The following is a 16,525-nucleotide window of genomic DNA, read 5'->3' on the forward strand; positions in this document are numbered from 1 at the left end:
TCACGGCCTGCTGAGTGCTTAGCCTGGAAAGACGCTGCTCGGCGACTCGGAGGAAGCCATGAGCGACAGGCCACAAAGCAAGGCCACATTGGGTAAGGGCACACGCGTCACCGGGAAGTCACGCGACCGCCTACAAACCCAGCTGAAGAAGCAATACGAGGCGGGTGCGAGCATCCGGTCACTGGCGCGGTCCACCGGCCGCTCCTACGGCTTCATCCACAACGTGCTGGTGGAGTCACACGTGCAGCTCCGCAGCCGGGGCGGAGCCAATCGCCGCAAGAGCCAATAGCGCGTAACGGTGTGACGCCGGGCGGCTACGCGGCCGCCCGGGCGAGCGCTCGACCGGATCGACGTCGACGGCCGTGCACCGGACACCTACCTCGCCGAGCCGCACGGCGGCGTCGATGCCCGGGTTGCCGGGCGCACGTCCACCGGCCGATCGAGCCACGCCGCAACGCAATCCGGGCACCTCGTCGCCGCTGGTCGTCGCGCCGAACCGGGTGCTGTCGGGCCGGACGGATCGGCGCGCAGTTGCCCGCCGAGGTCGCGGACCGATGGAATGCTCTCGGCGAACTCATGGGTCTTCGCAGGCGGTGAATCCCGTCCGTCGACGGAGGTTCGGCGGCTGCTGTCCCGGTGCGGTCGGATGCGCAGTCCGCCACCGTGCGCCGCGGCGCGGCGTTCCGGTCCTCGGTCGCGCCGCGGCCCTGGGGCCGGGCTCAGTAGCCCTCGACCGTGCCGTCGCCGTCCACCAGCAGGTTGGCCAGGCTGCGGAAGATCGGCAGCCCGGTCTTGATCTCCAAGTAGGCGAACTGGCCCTGCGGGTTGACCTCGAGGAAGTAGTACTCGCCGTCGCGCCCGAGCCGAATGTCGAGCACGCCGAAGGACAATCCGAGCGCGCCCATCAGCGTGGCCAGTGACTTGCTCACCGACGCGGGCAGGTGATCGCGTGTGAAGTCGACCGACGTGTCCAGGCGGGAGTCGACCTTGCCGACGCCGGCCTGCGAGTCGATGCGCACGGTCCATTCGACCCCGTCCACCCAGACCACGCGCAGATCGCAGGTGGCGTCGACGTAGTCCTGGAAGGTGGTCGGCGCCGAACGGATCGCGGCAAGCCTGCCGAAATCGTTCCTGCCGATGATCCTGGTCTCGGCGAATTCCGCCCTGCTGGTGCCGGTGCGCTTGTAAACCACCGGGCCCGGCCTGGATTCGACGAAGCTGCGCGCCTCCTCGGGATCGTTGGTGATCAACGTCTCCGGCACCGCGAACCCGGCCCGCAGCGCCGTCTCCAGCTGGACGATCTTGCGTGCCGCGGTGCGGTCGGCGCCCGGGTCGTTGACCCAGAAGGCGGGGATGGACCACAGCAGCCCCTGGATGAATCCGTCGCACTCGGCCTGGCGAAAATCATTGTCCGAGGCGCGGACCCCCGCGGGCACCTGCGCGTGGTGCGGGCGCCGCCACCACACCGACCGCACGTCGTCGAGGCCGATCAGGTGCGACAGCGAGCGTGTGGTGCCGAGGCGGTCCAGCCGGAAGCTGCCGGACTCCCGGGGGAAATCGCGAAGGTCGAGGTGGATCGGAGCGAGCCCGTGATGTTCTCGCAGCGTCGCCGCCATCGCGGTGGCGTGTAGATCATCGGATTCGGACACGATCAGGACCGAACCGCGCAGGCGTGCGGTCATCCGCCTGCCGCTCAGTCGAGGCTGTCGCAGTTGATGCCGTCGTCGCTGCCGTTCATCGACTTGGTCTGGCAGTAGGTGAACGTCGCCCCGCCCGCACTCGGGCAGTCGACGAGTTGCAGGCGGTCGGCCCAGGTTTCGGTGAGCTGACGCAACTGCTCGTCGCCGAGGGCCTCCGACGGCGACTCCGGGATGGTCATCGGCCGATCGACCAGGTCGATCCGCAGCCTGCGAGTGAAATCGGCGGTGGCGCCCGCCCGAATGTCCACCAGCACCGGACGCCCGTCCTGATCGGCGTGCGGCGCGGCGGAATCGACCACCCGCAGCACATCGGACCGACTGAAGGTCCACGTTCCCTCGGCGACGCGCACGCTGATCTGCCGGTCCGATTCCGCGACCAGCAGGCCCTGGAGCGGAGGAACGCGGTCGGCCTTCGGCGTCGTCCCAGGAAGGTGGATTGCGTCGGTCATAGCCGTTTCTCCGATCTGCTCACGATTTGCCACGACCCCCAAGCGTGTGAGCGATCATATCGCGATATGTGCTGCGATCGGCTCGGATCGCGATATTTCGCGGCCCGTGGCAAACGGAATTCCGATCTATACCGGCCGAGTTCCGAAAGTTTTCCGGTAGCGTGGAAATACTTACAGAGCAACCGCACAGCTGATCTCCGGTGATGCGCCGACGCTGCTCATAGCCCGGTATTGGCGGCTGTGCATCTGTGCTTTCGTCCCCATCGGCGCACCCGGCGCGTGGCCACCGCATGGGCGCGCGTCGTGTCAGCGCCGCCTTATGTTGGGCCCGACTCGCTCGAAATCGGCTGCGGGCGAGCGGGAATCGCGCGCCGAGTTCAGTTCCGGTGCGCGTTGCGCTGCGCCCACCAAGCGGGGGCGTCCACGAAGTGATTGTCGAACTCGTCCTGCGCGGCGGCCAGATCGGTCAGCGGGGATTCGCCCGCGGCGATTCGTTCCAGCAGCCGGAAGTACTCGAAGCGCTGCACACCGGGCGTGAGCGCGATGAGGATTCGCGCGGTGCTGTCCGGTGCGGCGCCGAAGGCGTGCGGCATGAATTTCGGGACCACGATCGAACCGCCCGCGCCGACGGTGACGATGCGGTCACCGGCGAGCAGTTCCAGTTCGCCTTCCGCGACATAGAACAGCTCGTCGGAAAGCGTGTGATAGTGCGGCGCCGCGCCGTCCGCTCCGCGATCCATCGCCACCTCCAGCGTGCTCAGCCCGCCGCCCGCCTCCTCGGCGTCGATCAGCAGGCGCATGGTGACCGACGTGGTGCGCAGGGTCTCCGCGTCCTGTGGCTGACGGATCGCGGCGTCCTTGCGCGGGGCGGGAATGGTCATCGGAGCCTCCAATTGATTCGGTGATTGATAATTCGACACCGAACTATATCCTGGCGAATAAGATCCTGTCCATGACCGAGCGGAAAACGGACGCCGTGGACGCGATCGTGGCGCAGTGGAAGCGGGAACGACCCGACCTCGATCTGGAGGCGATGGCCGTGGCCGGACGTCTGGGCAGGCTGTTGCTGGTGGCTCAGCGGGAGATCGAGGCGGTGTTCGGCAAGCACGGCCTGCAGCGCGGCGAGTTCGACGTGCTTGCCGCGCTACGCCGTTCGGGCGCGCCGTTCGAGCTGAATCCGTCGGTGCTCGCCGACACGCTGATGCTGTCGCGGGCGGGCATGACCGGACGGCTGGACCGGCTCGAGTCGGCGGGACTGGTGCGGCGCGTCGCGGACCCGCAGGACCGCAGGGCGGTGCGCGTCGGGCTCACCGACGCGGGGCGGGAACTGGTCGACACCGTGGTCACCGAGCACACCGCCAACGAGACGCGGATGCTGTCGGTGCTCACCGCGGGGGAACGACAGGAACTGGACCGGCTCGCGCGCATCCTGCTCAGCAGCATGGAGCCGGACGCGTAGCCGCGGTAGCTCACGCACCCTTCGGCTCGTCGAATCGCGCTTTACATGCGAGAACTCGTGCCGCGATGAGGTAGCCCGATACTCGTGCCGAGACGGCGTCCCTGCTCTACCTTGAGATTCCGTGCCGAAGGGGTCGGTGCGGTGGGCAAGGAGGCCACGATGATCGACATCATCACTCTCCGCGGCACCGGGGAGCCGCGCAACTCCGACGGAACGCCCGCGGGCATGCTGCACGAGGTCGCCAAACTACTCGACACCGGCAAGTTCAGCTGCTTCGAACCGGATTGGCCCGCTTCCGTCGGCCCCGTGCCGGAGGTCTGGGGTTCTTCGCTGGAGACGTCGGTGCGGCTCGGCATCGCCGCAGGCGTGCGGGCGATCCAGGACTCGCCGAATGTCTGCGGCCTGCTGAGCTATTCGCTCGGCGGCATCTGCGCCAGCCGGATCCTGGAGGGCGTGCGGTCGGGAAAGTACCAGAACACCGACGGCTCGCCGCTGGAGATCGCCTTCGTGGTGAACATCGCCAATCCGCTGCGCCGAGCCGGGCAGTCGGTCGCGAACCTCTGCCCGGCGAATACGTTCGGCCTGCACGGGCAGCGCGGAGCGTGGCCGGCCTCGGTCGACGTCCGTGAGTACGCCAACCCGGGCGACATCATCACCGCGTCCCCGGCGGATTCGCCGTTGCGCATCATCGACGTGGGCATCTCGCCGTTCTCCTTCGTGGAAGGCGCCCGGATCGGCGATGTCGCGCCGCTGATCTTCGCCGAACTGCTCGAAATCCTGCTGCGCGACCCGATCGCGAACCTCGGGCGCTACACGACCGCCGTGCGCGGTGTCGTCGGCTATCTGACGCCGTGGCCCGACGGCCAGCACGTGCTCTATTCCGGACGAAACATGCCGGGCACGAACGTCCTGTGGACCACCCACGCCGCGGAGTACCTCAACGCGACGTACTAGCCGGAGCCGCCGTCACTGCTTGCGGCGGACGGAGGCTTCGACCAGATCCAGGACAGCGGACAGGTTCTCGTTGGTGTGGCCGGAGGCGATGCGGGCGATCAAACCGTCGAGCACGAGGTCGAGGTAGCCGAGCAGCACGTCGGTCGGCACGTCGTCGCGCAGCGCGCCCGCGGCCTTGCGGCGTTCCAGGCGGGCCAGGGTCGCGGCGGTGAGTTCGGCCGAACGCTGGGTCCATCCGGCCCGGAACTCGGGATCGGTGCGCAGCCGCCGCGCGATCTCCAAACGCGTTCCGAGCCAGTTGAACTGCTCGGGGTGGGCGAGCATGTCGCGCATCACCTGCACGATGCCCTGATTGGCCGCGACGTCGGCCATGCGTTCGGCGTCCTCCTGGGCGAGGGCGAAGAACAACGCGTCCTTGTCGCGGAAGTGGTGGAAGATGGCGCCCCTGGACAGCCCGATCTCCTCCTCGAGCCGACGCACGGTGGCGCCGTCGTAGCCGTACTCGGCGAAGCAGCGGCGCGCTCCGTCGAGGATCTGGCTGCGCCGGGCGGCGAGGTGATCGTCACTGACCTTGGGCACGGAATCCTCCAGCGGGGAAACACGGACCCCCGCATCGGCGGTCCACCGATGCGGGGGTTCTCACAGTACGAGCGAGGCGAGCGTGATCCGAGCGCCGGCGACAACGGATCCGGAGCACTGGCGCTCATGGAGCCGTCGCCGCCCGCGCGATCGCGACTCCTCCGGGAGCGAGTCCTACGAACACGCGCCGCCGAAGGCGGAGCAATCAGGCCCGGATCATATTGCGCAGCACGTACTGCAGGATGCCGCCGTTGCGGTAGTAGTCGGCCTCACCGGGGGTGTCGATGCGAACCACCGCGTCGAAGGTGATCTTGTCACCGTTCTCCTTGGTGGCGGTGACCTTCAGGGTCTTGGGGGTGACACCCTCGTTCAGCTGGGTGATGCCCTCGATGTCGAAGGTCTCGGTGCCGTCCAGCTTCAGCGACGCGGCCGACTCGCCCGCCGGGAACTGCAGCGGGATGACGCCCATGCCGATGAGGTTGGAGCGGTGGATGCGCTCGAACGACTCGGTGATGACCGCCTTCACGCCCAGCAGGCTGGTGCCCTTGGCGGCCCAGTCGCGCGAGGAGCCAGAACCGTACTCCTTGCCGCCGAGCACGACCAGCGGGATGCCCGCGGCCTGGTAGTTCTGCGAGGCGTCGTAGATGAACGCCTGCGGACCACCGGGCTGGGTGAAGTCGCGGGTGTAACCGCCCGAGACGTCGTCGAGCAACTGGTTGCGCAGCCGGATGTTGGCGAAGGTGCCGCGGATCATCACCTCGTGGTTGCCGCGCCGCGAGCCGTAGGAGTTGTAGTCCTTGCGCTCGACGCCGTTGGCCTCCAGGTACTGCGCGGCCGGGGTGCCCGGCTTGATGTTGCCCGCCGGGGAGATGTGGTCGGTGGTGACCGAGTCGCCGAGCAGCGCCAGCACCCTGGCGCCCTTGATGTCGGTGACCGGCTCCGGCGTCTGCGGCATGCCGTCGAAGTACGGGGGCTTGCGCACGTAGGTCGACTCGGCGTCCCACTCGAAGGTCTTGCCCTCCGGGGTGGGCAGGCTGCGCCAGCGCTCGTCGCCCCGGAACACGTCCTTGTAGTCCTCGAGGAACATGTCGCGGCTGATGACCCGGTCGATGGTGTCCTGGATCTCCTGCGGCGAGGGCCAGATGTCCTTCAGGAAGACGTCGTTGCCCTCCGTGTCCTTGCCCAGCGGGTCGTTCTCGAAGTCGAAGTCCATGGTTCCCGCGAGCGCGTACGCGATGACCAGCGGCGGGGAGGCCAGGTAGTTCATCTTCACGTCGGGGGAGATGCGGCCTTCGAAGTTACGGTTGCCCGACAGCACCGCGGTGACGGTGAGATCGTTGTCGTTGACCGCCTTGGAGATCTCCTCCGGCAGCGGGCCGGTGTTGCCGATGCAGGTGGCGCAACCGAACGCGACCAGGTTGAAGCCCAGCTTGTCCAGGTACGGCCACAGGCCGGCCTTCTCGTAGTAGCCGTTGACGACCTGCGAGCCCGGCGCCATGGAGGTCTTCACCCACGGCTTGCGGGTCAGGCCCTTCTCCACCGCGTTACGGGCCAGCAGGGCGGCGCCGAGCATGACCGACGGGTTGGAGGTGTTGGTGCAGGAGGTGATCGAGGCGACCACGACGGCGCCGTGGTCGAGCACGAAGTCGCCGTACTCCTCGCTGCGCACCCGCACCGGCTTGGACGGACGGCCCTCGGCGCCGTTGGCGGCCGACGCAACCGACTCGGCGCCGTCGTCGGCGAAGGACAGCACAGCCGGGTCGCTGGCCGGGAAGGACTCCTCGACGGCCTCGTCCAGCTTGCTGTGCGGGGTGTCGGCGGCGGGGCCGCTCTCCGCGTCGTTGGTGTAGTTGTGGATGTCCTTGCGGAAGGCGATCTTCGACTCCGACAGCAGGATGCGGTCCTGCGGGCGCTTCGGGCCCGCGATGGACGGCACCACGGTGCTCAGATCCAGCTCGAGGTACTCGGAGTAGGCGGGCTCGGTGTCGGGATCGTGCCAGAGGCCCTGCTCCTTGGCGTACGCCTCGACCAGCGCGACCTGCTCGTCGGAGCGGCCGGTCAGGCGCAGGTAGTCGACGGTCACGTCGTCGATCGGGAAGATCGCCGCGGTGGAGCCGAATTCGGGGCTCATGTTGCCCAGGGTGGCGCGGTTGGCCAGCGGCACCTCGGCGACGCCCTTGCCGTAGAACTCGACGAACTTGCCGACCACGCCGTGCTTGCGCAGCATGTCGGTGACGGTGAGCACCACGTCGGTGGCGGTCACGCCCGGCTGGATCTCACCGGTCAGCTTGAAGCCGACGACGCGCGGGATCAGCATCGAGACGGGCTGGCCGAGCATGGCCGCCTCGGCCTCGATGCCGCCGACGCCCCAGCCGAGGACGCCGAGGCCGTTGACCATGGTGGTGTGCGAGTCGGTGCCGACGCAGGTGTCGGGGTAGGCCTGGCCGTTGCGGACCATGACGACGCGGGCCAGGTGCTCGATGTTGACCTGGTGCACGATGCCGGTGCTCGGCGGAACGACCTTGAAGTCGTCGAACGCGGTCTGGCCCCAGCGCAGGAACTGGTAGCGCTCACCGTTGCGCTGGTATTCGATGTCGACGTTGCGCTCGAAAGCGTCGGCGCGGCCGAAGACGTCGATGATGACGGAGTGGTCGATGACCATCTCGGCGGGCGCGAGCGGGTTCACCTTGTCCGGGTCGCCGCCGAGGGTGGCCACGGCCTCGCGCATGGTGGCGAGGTCGACGATGCACGGCACGCCGGTGAAGTCCTGCATGATGACGCGGGCGGGCGTGAACTGGATCTCGGTGTTCGGCTGCGCCGTCGGATCCCAGTTCGCGATGGCGCGGATGTGATCGGCGGTGATGTTGGCGCCGTCCTCGGTGCGGAGGAGGTTCTCCGCGAGGACCTTCAGTGCGTAGGGGAGTTTCTCGGTGCCGGGCACGGCGGAGAGGCGGAAGATCTCGTAGGAGTTGCTTCCCACCTCGAGGGTGCCCTTGGCGCCGAAAGTATCGATACTTGTCGTCACGTCAGCTCCACTCGTCTGTGAGGGCGGCCACCGGCGGGGCTGTGCCGGCGGCCGAGTCTTCGGAGGTGCTCCGGCGCCGCTCGAGCGCCGGTTCCTCGCGGCTACGACCTTAACAGTACGCTTGTCCTGTGAAACACCTGGGGGCGGTTCGGCGTGCCGTGCGCGCGGGATGCGACACTCCGTCGCGTACTGTGCATTCGAGCCAGCAAGGGGGATCTTGCTCGCCCTGCAGTGTTGGATGCCCGTCGCTTCGGTTGCCGATGCGGCTCGACAGACCGGATGGAAGATGACCGCCCCGCTCAACTCGGTTTTCACCCCTATGGCCGCCGAATTGCCGCCCAATGTCACCACCGACACCGTGCGCAAGCTCACCGCCGATCTGGCCGACGATCACGTAGCGACGCTGACGGGTAAGGACAAGACCGAACTGGCCGCCATCGCCGCGGAGGCGCGATCGCACGGAATCCCGCTGAGCATCGTGGTCGTCCCCGGCAATCCAGGACACGACTCGAGCCTACGGGACCTGGCCACCGAAGTGGGCAAGACGCAGCACGGCACCGTGGTCGTCCTCAGCGACGACTGGGTGGGCACCTACAGCGACACGATCAGCCGCGTGCGGCTGGAGTGGGCCGAGGACGCCGCCAAGGGCACGCAGGGCAAGAGCGGGGAAGCCGCGAGCATCTTCGCCAGTCGCTTGGAGACCCCGGAGTCGATGTCCTGGACCGCGATCACCTGCGTGCTGCTGGCCGGGACGGTGGCGGTCATCGCCGGACTGTACTGGGTCAAGGCGCGGCGGGAGACGAACGACGCGGAGCCGGAGCGGGTGGCGAGCGATCGGGGAGCCGCCGAACAACGCTCGCCGGAGGCTCGCGCCCACTAGCGCCACGCGGCGCCGACTGTGCCCGGGGGCTCGGCCCGGTCGGTTTTCGAGGTCTCGCGCGCCGGAACGGCGTGTCGTTCATCGCCGGGCGGATTTCCTGACGCGACTGTCCGAGCGGTCTGTGGCCTTCGCTGGATGCGAAGACCCCCGAGGTCATATATGGGGGTTGAGCGGGGCGTCAGCATCCGCAGCGCTACTTTTCCGAGCGGTTGGTCTGGTTTTGCCTACGAAAGATAGTTCAAAGTTTGGCAAATTTCGGGCAATGAAGGAAATGGGGGCGAGAGTGACGTAAGTGTCATACGGTTCGATTCGTCCCTGATGGGGAATATGTGTCTTCAGAGGCCATCTGTCGACCAAAGTGCGGCATGGTTCGCCTGATGCCTTGAGGATTACCGGTATCCGGTCCCTTGGAGGTGCGATGCGCAACGACGGCGGGCTGATCGCTCGGCGCCGACTATCGGTCGCTGTTGGTTTGCTGATCTCGGTGGCTGTAGTGGTCACGGCTGGGCCGGTAGTGGCTGTCCCGCCTCCTCCGCCAAATCCCAGCGACGGCCAGATCGCGCAGGCCGGAGCGCAGGTCGACGCCGGGGTCGCCGAGGTCGGGTCCCTGATCAACCAGGTCGCCGCGGTCGATCACCAGCTGGGGGAACTCGACGACGCCGTCGCGCAGCGCCGGGAGGACGTGAACAAGGCTCTGGTCGACCTGCAGGACGCGCGCGACGCCGCCGACGCGGCCGCGGCCGTGGTGGTGGACACCCAGATCGCCTTGGCCGACGCCGCGGCGAAGGTGGGCCAGGCGCGGCACAACTTCGATCAGTTCGCCACGCAGGTCTATACCAACCCTGGCTCGGACTCGATGGTCACCTACCTCGCCGCGGCCACCCCCGCGGTCGCCCTGGACCGGGCCCAGCTCCTCGCGCTGGTGTCGAAGAACCGCCAGCAGGTGCTGGACAGCCTGCGGCGCGCGCAGATCGACCAAGGCAACAAGAACTCCACGGCGCGGCGGGCGAAGTCGGACGCCGACGCGGCCGCCGCGGTCGCCGCCGCGCGCAAGGCCGACGCCGAGCACGCGGTCGCCGCCGCCAAGGCCGAACTCGACCGGCAGACCGCCCAGCGCGACGACCTGCTGCGGCAGCGCCAGGACGCGCAGGGCCGCCTGGATCAGGCGCGGCGGAACGTGGCGGGCCTGCAGGATCAGCGCGAGGCCTTCCTCGCCTGGGACGCGTTGCGCAGAGCCGAGGAGGCCGCGGTCCGGGCCGCCGCCGCGGCAGCCGCCGCCCGCGCGGCCGCCGACCGGGCAGCCCAGGATCGCGCGGCCGAACTCGGCGCGGGCAAGCGCCCGCACACCCAACTGGACGATTCCCCGCCGCCGCGGCGGAGCGCGCCTCGACCGAAATCACCCGATGTCGGCGGTTCGTCGGCGATCGAGATCGTGGTCGATCGCGCCATGTCCCAGCTCGGCGTCACCTACGCCTGGGGTGGCGGCGACGAGGACGGGCCGACGCGAGGCATCCGGGACGGCGGCGTCGCCGACAGTTACGGGGACTTCGACAAAGTCGGCTTCGACTGCTCCGGGCTGATGGTCTACGCGTTCGCCGGCATCGGGGTATCGCTGCCGCACTACAGCGGCTACCAGTACAACGCGGGCACCCGCGTGCCGGTCGGCGATCGCGAGCGCGGCGACATGCTGTTCTGGGGGCCGAACGGCAGTCAGCACGTGGCGCTGTATCTCGGCGACGGGAAGATGGTGGAGGCGCCGGAGTCCGGCGACGTGGTGAAGGTGTCCCCCGTCCGCGAGGGCGGCATCATGCCGTTCGCGGTGCGCATCGTCTCTTGATCCGGACATTCCGGGTGCTCGGCCCGGCCGTGGCACCGCGGAATTCCCATTCTGTCGGGTCCGGTTGCGGCACAGGCGGTGATTACCTGGAATAGTTGTGGCAGCACGCACAGGACCAAGGCGAAAGCGGGGATGTTGGTGACTTCGACGGACGGTGTGAGCGGAGCGAACTCGGCGAAGGGTGCGCCGGTCTCCACGCCCAGCACCCTCGAGCGTGACGTCCAGACCCTGGAGAAGGCGATCTACGAGGTCAAGCGGGTGATCGTGGGCCAGGATCGCCTGGTCGAGCGACTGCTCGTGGGCGTGCTCGCACGTGGACACGTCCTGCTCGAAGGTGTGCCCGGCATCGCCAAGACCCTTGCCGTGGAGACCTTCGCCAAGGTGGTCGGCGGCTCGTTCGCCCGCGTGCAGTTCACGCCCGACCTGGTGCCGACCGACCTCATCGGTACCCGTATCTACCGGCAGGGCCGCGAGGAGTTCGACACCGAGCTCGGCCCGGTCGTCGCCAACTTCGTGCTCGCCGACGAGATCAACCGCGCGCCGGCCAAGGTGCAGTCGGCGTTGCTCGAGGTGATGGCCGAGCGGCACGTGTCGATCGGCGGCAAGACCTACCCGATGCCGGATCCGTTCCTGGTCATGGCGACGCAGAACCCGATCGAGAGCGAGGGCGTGTACCCGCTGCCGGAGGCGCAGCGCGACCGCTTCCTGTTCAAGGTCGTCGTCGACTACCCCTCCGTGGAGGAAGAGCGCGAGATCATCTACCGGATGGGCGTCACGCCGCCGGAGGCGAGCCGGATCCTGCAGCCGGAGGATCTGATCCGCCTGCAGAAGGTCGCGGCCAACACCTTCGTGCACCACGCCCTGGTCGACTACGTGGTCCGCGTGATCGCGGCGACCCGCAAGCCGGCCGATTTCGGCATGCAGGACGTGGCCAGCTGGATCTCCTACGGCGCCTCGCCGCGCGCCAGCCTCGGCATCATCGCCGCCGCCCGCGCGGTCGCGCTGATCCGCGGCCGCGACTACGTGGTGCCGCAGGACGTCGTCGAGGTGATCCCGGACGTGCTGCGCCATCGCCTGGTGCTGTCCTATGACGCGCTCGCCGACGAGATCAGCCCGGAAGACGTCATCAAGCGCGTCCTGCAGACCGTCGGCCTGCCGCAGGTCGCCCCGCAGGCGGTCGCGCCCGGCGTGCCCGCCGCGCCGCCGCAGGGCGGCCCGCAGCAGGCGCCCCAGCCGCCGTCGCCGCAGCAGGCCGTGCCCCAGCCGCCCAACGGGCAGCAGTCGCAGCCCGCGGGCACCGTTCCGCCGAAGTGACCTCGGCATCGGATCGGGTCGCGCCAGTGCCGACGTCGCCGTCCCACGCACCGCCGTCCTTCCACGCGGGGGAGTTGACCGACCCCAGGCTCACGGTCGCGCTCAAGACCCTCGAACTCACCGTGCGCCGCAGGCTCGACGGCGTGCTGCACGGCGATCACCTCGGGCTCATCCCCGGCCCCGGCTCCGAGCCGGGTGAGGCGCGCGCCTACCAGCCGGGTGACGACGTGCGCCAGATGGATTGGTCGGTCACCGCCCGCACCACCCATCCGCACGTGCGGCAGATGATCGCCGACCGCGAGCTGGAGACCTGGATGGTGGTCGATCTGTCGGCCAGCCTGGACTTCGGCACCGCAGCCTGCCAGAAGCGTGACCTCGCCATCGCCGCCGCGGCCGCCATCACCCATCTGACCAGTGGCGGCGGCAACCGGATCGGGGCGGTCGTCGCCACCGGCGAACGGTTGACCCGCATCCCGGCGCGCGGCGGGCGCGTCCACGCGCAGTCGCTGCTGCGCAGCATCGCGACCACCCCGCATGCCCGCGACGGTGTGCGCGGCGACCTGCGCGGCGGCATCGAATCGTTGCGCCGCCCGCAGCGCAAGCGCGGACTGGCGGTGATCATCAGCGATTTCCTGGGTGACATCGATTGGCAGCGTTCGTTGCGCGCGATCTCGGCCAGGCACGATCTGCTCGCGGTCGAGGTGCTCGACCCTCGCGACCTGGCGTTGCCCGACATCGGCGACGTCGTGCTGCACGACCCGGAGACCGGGCGCACCCGCGAGTTCAGCGTGACCCCCACCCTGCGCGCCGATTTCGCGGCTGCCGCGCAGCGCCACCGTGAGCAGGTCGAACAGGCCCTGCGCAGCTGTGGCGCTCCGGTGCTCACCCTGCGAACCGATCGGGACTGGATCGCCGACGTGGTCCGGTTCGTGTCCACCCGGCGCCACAGTCTGGGCGCCCCGACCGGGCGGGTGCCACGTCAGTGAGTATTTCGCATTTCACCGCGCAGATCTGGCTCGGATTCCTCGTCGTCATCGCGTTGATCGCGCTCGGCTACGTCCTGGTGCAGCGCAACCGGCGCAAGCACATGCTGCAGTTCACCAACATGGAGCTGCTGGAGAAGGTCGCTCCGTCGCGGCCGGGCCCGTTCCGGCACGTGGCCGTCGCGCTGCTGCTGGTCGGCCTGGCGTTCCTCACCGTCGCCGCCGCCGGGCCGACCGCGGTCAAGAAGGTCCCGCGCAACCGCGCGACCGTCATGCTGGTGATGGACGTGTCGCTGTCGATGGAGGCGACCGACGTGGCCCCGAGCCGCATCCAGGTCGCCAAGAAAGCGGGCAAGGAGTTCGTCGACGGACTGCCCGAGGGCGTGAACATCGGCTTCGTCACCTTCGCCGGCACCGCCTCGGTGATGGTCTCGCCCACGACGAACCACGAATCGGTCAAGGCCGCGATCGACAATGTGCGGCTGGCCGAGCGCACGGCCACCGGGGAGGGCATTCTCACCGCGCTGCAGGCGATCGAGACGCTCGCCACGGTGCTCGGCGGAGCCCAGGAGCCGCCGCCCGCCAGGATCGTGCTGATGTCCGACGGAAAGCAGACCGTTCCGGATTTCAAGGACGTCGACAACCCCCGGCACGAGTACGTCGCCGCCCGGCTGGCCAAGAGCAAGAACGTCCCGATCTCGACCATCTCCTTCGGCACCCGCTGGGGCGTCGTCGAGATCCCCCGGGAGGACGGCAGCAAGGATCAGGTGCGCGTCGAGGTGGACGACGACGCCATGCGCGAGATAGCGCGGCTGTCCAGCGGGGAGTTCTACACCGCGTCGTCACTGCAGGAGTTGACCAAGGTCTACGACACCTTGGAGCAACAGATCGGGTACGAGCTGACCAGAGGCGACGCCAGCCGCCCGTGGTTGCTGCTCGGACTGGTGGTCGTGGCGGCGGGAGTGGTGATCGGCTTGGTGTATCGCCAGCGTTTGCCTTAGCGCTGCGAACGCCAAGGCGCGCAGGCGAATACCGCGAGCCGTCGCCGTGGAAGTGTGTTAGCGTGCCCAGGACGGGCGGTAAGGGAGTGCCGCCCTCCTTGGGGCGGAATCATGCGAATTTCTGCAATCGTCACCGCTATCGCGTTCGCCGCGCTGGCCTTGGTCGCGGCTCCGCTGCCGGAGGCGTCGGCGGCGGGCTGTCCGTCCGGCAGTCTGTGTCAGTACTCCGGCGCGGGATTTTCCGGCACGGCGAAGGTGGTCACGCTCAACACGAAGAACTTCCGGAACTACTGCGGACCCGCGGGAGATCCGAGCACCAGATCGGTGATCAACAACACGAACGTCGAGTTGCTGTTCAGCTCCGGTTCCAACTGTGGCGGCGGACAACCGTACCGCTATGTGGGGCCGGGTAAGCAGGTGGCGGATCTGGGGTTCGACGCGCTGTCCGTGACTTGGTGCCCCAGCTGCTGAGCAGTGCCTCTCGCGTCGCTCGCCGAAGGTGAGTGAAAGGCGGCGCATCGATCGAATGCCGACCGGCCGGTGGTCTCCTGGACCACCGGCCGGTCCGCGTGAACGGGCCCCGATCGGGCGCCGGCGTTGTGGCGTTTCACGAACGAAGCCGGGCTCTGATGGCGCTCGGACGAACGTGACGGCCCGATCGTGGCCTGCCGATTCGACCAGGTAGGTTGAACCCCATGTCGAACATCACATCCCGGTCGGTCCTGGTGACCGGCGGAAACCGCGGCATCGGACTCGCGGTCGCGCAGCGTCTGCTTGCCGACGGTCACAAGGTGGCCGTCACGCATCGTGGGTCGGGGGTGCCGGACGGCCTGTTCGGTGTGAAATGCGATGTGACCGACAGCGAGTCGGTGGACGCCGCCTTCGCCGAGGTGGAGGCGCACCAGGGTGCGGTGGAGGTGCTCGTGGCCAACGCGGGCATCACCGACGACACCCTGCTCATGCGGATGACCGAAGAGCAGTTCACCAGGGTGCTCGACGCCAATCTGACCGGTGCGTTCCGGTGCGCCAAGCGGGCCAACCGCGCCATGCTGCGCGCGCGCTGGGGCCGGATGATCTTCCTCGGCTCGGTGGTCGGCATGAGCGGCCAGGCCGGCCAGATCAACTACGCCTCGTCCAAGGCCGGCGTGATCGGTCTGGCCCGCTCGATCACGCGCGAGCTGGGTTCGCGTTCGATCACCGCGAATGTGGTCGCCCCGGGTTTCATCGAGACCGACATGACCGCGGACCTGCCCGAGGACATGCGCGACATGGCCAAGAAGTTCATCCCGTTGCAGCGGCTCGGCCAGCCCGAGGACATCGCGGCCGTGGTCAGCTTCCTGGCCTCCGAGGATTCCGCCTACGTCTCCGGCGCCGTCATCCCGGTCGACGGCGGCATGGGCATGGGCCACTGATCACACCGAACGCGTAGCGCGGCCGGTTCCAGGCCGCCCGCAGCCAACCTCACAATCGAATTTCAGGAGAACCGAGAACTCATGGGCGGACTGCTCGAAGGCAAGACCATCCTGGTCACGGGCATCATCACCGATTCGTCGATCGCGTTCCACGCCGCGGCCGTCGCGCAGGAGCAGGGTGCGAAGGTGATCATCACCGGCATTCCGGAGCGGCTGCGACTGATCGACCGGATCGCCAAGCGCCTGCCCCAGGAGGTCCCGCCGGCCATCGGGCTCGACGTGACCAGTGAAGAGGATCTCGCCGGCTTGGCCGACAAGCTGCGCGAACTGGCTCCGCAGGGGATCGACGGAGTGCTGCACTCGATCGCGTTCGCCCCGCGCACCCTCATGGGTCCCGAGGCTCGGCCGTTCCTGGACGGTCCCGGCCCGGACGCCGCCAAGGCGTTCGAGATCTCGGCGTGGAGCTACGCGTCGCTGTCGCGCGCGGTGCTGCCGGTGATGAACGAGGGCGGCTCGATCGTCGGCATGGACTTCGATCCGCGCACCGCGATGCCGTTCTACAACTGGATGGGCGTGGCCAAGGCGGCGCTGGAGTCGGTGAACCGGTACGTCGCGCGCGAGGTGGGCGCGGCGAAGAAGATCCGGTCCAACCTCATCGCCGCGGGCCCGATCAAGACGCTGGCCGCCAAGGCGATCGCGGGCACCGCGACCGACGACGCCGCCAAGCTCAACCAGCTCAACGTCTACTGGGACGGCGCGTCGCCGATCGGCTGGGACGTCGACGACCCCACGGTGGTGGCGAAGTCGATCGTGACGCTGCTGTCGGACTGGCTGCCCGGCACCACCGGCTCCATCATCTACGTCGACGGCGGAGCCAGCCACAACACCTGGTTCCCGGAGAACATGGCGATCAACTGAGCGATCGGATGGGA

16 protein-coding genes are annotated in these 16,525 nt (G+C 68.5%); 11 read left to right on the forward strand and 5 right to left on the reverse strand.

Translation table 11 applies throughout. From position 1 onward, the window contains the following. Positions 1 to 58: 58 nt before the first annotated feature. Positions 59 to 289 carry a helix-turn-helix domain-containing protein gene (locus U3653_RS13920; RefSeq protein WP_039798685.1) on the forward strand — a complete coding sequence of 77 codons (231 nt, stop codon included), beginning with the start codon at positions 59 to 61 and terminating at the stop codon, positions 287 to 289. Between the two features lie 430 nt (positions 290 to 719). Here the strand turns inward: U3653_RS13920 and U3653_RS13925 are convergent, their stop codons facing one another. From U3653_RS13925 to U3653_RS13935, 3 genes are all read right to left on the reverse strand, one after another. Further along, positions 720 to 1,649 carry an MvdC/MvdD family ATP grasp protein gene (locus tag U3653_RS13925; protein WP_323123984.1) on the reverse strand — a complete coding sequence of 310 codons (930 nt, stop codon included), beginning with the start codon at positions 1,647 to 1,649 and terminating at the stop codon, positions 720 to 722. 44 nt (positions 1,650 to 1,693) lie between these two features. Beyond that, positions 1,694 to 2,149: a hypothetical protein gene (locus tag U3653_RS13930; protein ID WP_195080181.1), complete on the reverse strand. Its 456-nt coding sequence runs from the start codon at positions 2,147 to 2,149 to the stop codon at positions 1,694 to 1,696. Positions 2,150 to 2,526: 377 nt separating this feature from the next. After that, entirely contained in the window at positions 2,527 to 3,030 is a 504-nt protein-coding gene (locus U3653_RS13935) for a cupin domain-containing protein (protein WP_195080180.1), read from the reverse strand. Positions 3,031 to 3,101: 71 nt separating this feature from the next. Between U3653_RS13935 and U3653_RS13940 the strand changes: the two genes are divergently transcribed. Together U3653_RS13940 and U3653_RS13945 are read left to right on the forward strand one after the other, a co-directional pair. Further along, a complete protein-coding gene (locus U3653_RS13940) occupies positions 3,102 to 3,608 on the forward strand; it encodes a MarR family winged helix-turn-helix transcriptional regulator (RefSeq protein WP_195080179.1) in 507 nt (168 codons plus the stop codon). A 159-nt stretch (positions 3,609 to 3,767) separates the two neighbouring features. Continuing rightward, positions 3,768 to 4,562 carry a hypothetical protein gene (locus tag U3653_RS13945; RefSeq protein ID WP_195080178.1) on the forward strand — a complete coding sequence of 265 codons (795 nt, stop codon included), beginning with the start codon at positions 3,768 to 3,770 and terminating at the stop codon, positions 4,560 to 4,562. A gap of 12 nt (positions 4,563 to 4,574) precedes the next feature. Here U3653_RS13945 and U3653_RS13950 read toward each other — a convergent pair whose 3' ends face one another. Continuing rightward, positions 4,575 to 5,141 carry a TetR/AcrR family transcriptional regulator gene (locus tag U3653_RS13950; protein WP_067801764.1) on the reverse strand — a complete coding sequence of 189 codons (567 nt, stop codon included), beginning with the start codon at positions 5,139 to 5,141 and terminating at the stop codon, positions 4,575 to 4,577. A 205-nt stretch (positions 5,142 to 5,346) separates the two neighbouring features. After that, positions 5,347 to 8,166, reverse strand: coding sequence for an aconitate hydratase (locus tag U3653_RS13955; RefSeq protein WP_195080177.1), 2,820 nt, complete (start codon positions 8,164 to 8,166; stop codon positions 5,347 to 5,349). Positions 8,167 to 8,452: 286 nt separating this feature from the next. Between U3653_RS13955 and U3653_RS13960 the strand changes: the two genes are divergently transcribed. From U3653_RS13960 to inhA, 8 genes are all read left to right on the forward strand, one after another. Further along, complete coding sequence (locus tag U3653_RS13960; protein WP_195080176.1) at positions 8,453 to 9,046, forward strand: Rv1476 family membrane protein; 594 nt, start codon at positions 8,453 to 8,455, stop codon at positions 9,044 to 9,046. 418 nt (positions 9,047 to 9,464) lie between these two features. Then, positions 9,465 to 10,883, forward strand: coding sequence for an NlpC/P60 family protein (locus U3653_RS13965; protein ID WP_195080175.1), 1,419 nt, complete (start codon positions 9,465 to 9,467; stop codon positions 10,881 to 10,883). Between the two features lie 132 nt (positions 10,884 to 11,015). Further along, complete coding sequence (moxR1, locus tag U3653_RS13970; protein WP_195080174.1) at positions 11,016 to 12,197, forward strand: chaperone MoxR1; 1,182 nt, start codon at positions 11,016 to 11,018, stop codon at positions 12,195 to 12,197. Between the two features lie 26 nt (positions 12,198 to 12,223). Continuing rightward, the gene (locus tag U3653_RS13975; RefSeq protein ID WP_195080173.1) at positions 12,224 to 13,183 is read left to right on the forward strand and encodes a DUF58 domain-containing protein; all 960 of its coding nucleotides are present in this window, start codon (positions 12,224 to 12,226) and stop codon (positions 13,181 to 13,183) included. After that, on the forward strand, positions 13,180 to 14,181 hold the full coding sequence (locus tag U3653_RS13980) for a VWA domain-containing protein (RefSeq protein ID WP_195080172.1): 1,002 nt from the start codon (positions 13,180 to 13,182) through the stop codon (positions 14,179 to 14,181). Before U3653_RS13975 ends, U3653_RS13980 begins: the two co-directional genes overlap by 4 nt. Positions 14,182 to 14,292: 111 nt before the next feature. After that, positions 14,293 to 14,652, forward strand: coding sequence for a peptidase inhibitor family I36 protein (locus tag U3653_RS13985; RefSeq protein ID WP_195080171.1), 360 nt, complete (start codon positions 14,293 to 14,295; stop codon positions 14,650 to 14,652). Positions 14,653 to 14,876: 224 nt separating this feature from the next. Further along, complete coding sequence (gene fabG1, locus U3653_RS13990) at positions 14,877 to 15,593, forward strand: 3-oxoacyl-ACP reductase FabG1 (protein WP_195080170.1); 717 nt, start codon at positions 14,877 to 14,879, stop codon at positions 15,591 to 15,593. Between the two features lie 81 nt (positions 15,594 to 15,674). Continuing rightward, positions 15,675 to 16,511: an NADH-dependent enoyl-ACP reductase InhA gene (gene inhA / locus U3653_RS13995; RefSeq protein WP_195080169.1), complete on the forward strand. Its 837-nt coding sequence runs from the start codon at positions 15,675 to 15,677 to the stop codon at positions 16,509 to 16,511. Positions 16,512 to 16,525: the final 14 nt, after the last annotated feature.

The organism is Nocardia implantans (assembly GCF_035544775.1).
GTDB lineage: Bacteria > Actinomycetota > Actinomycetes > Mycobacteriales > Mycobacteriaceae > Nocardia > Nocardia implantans.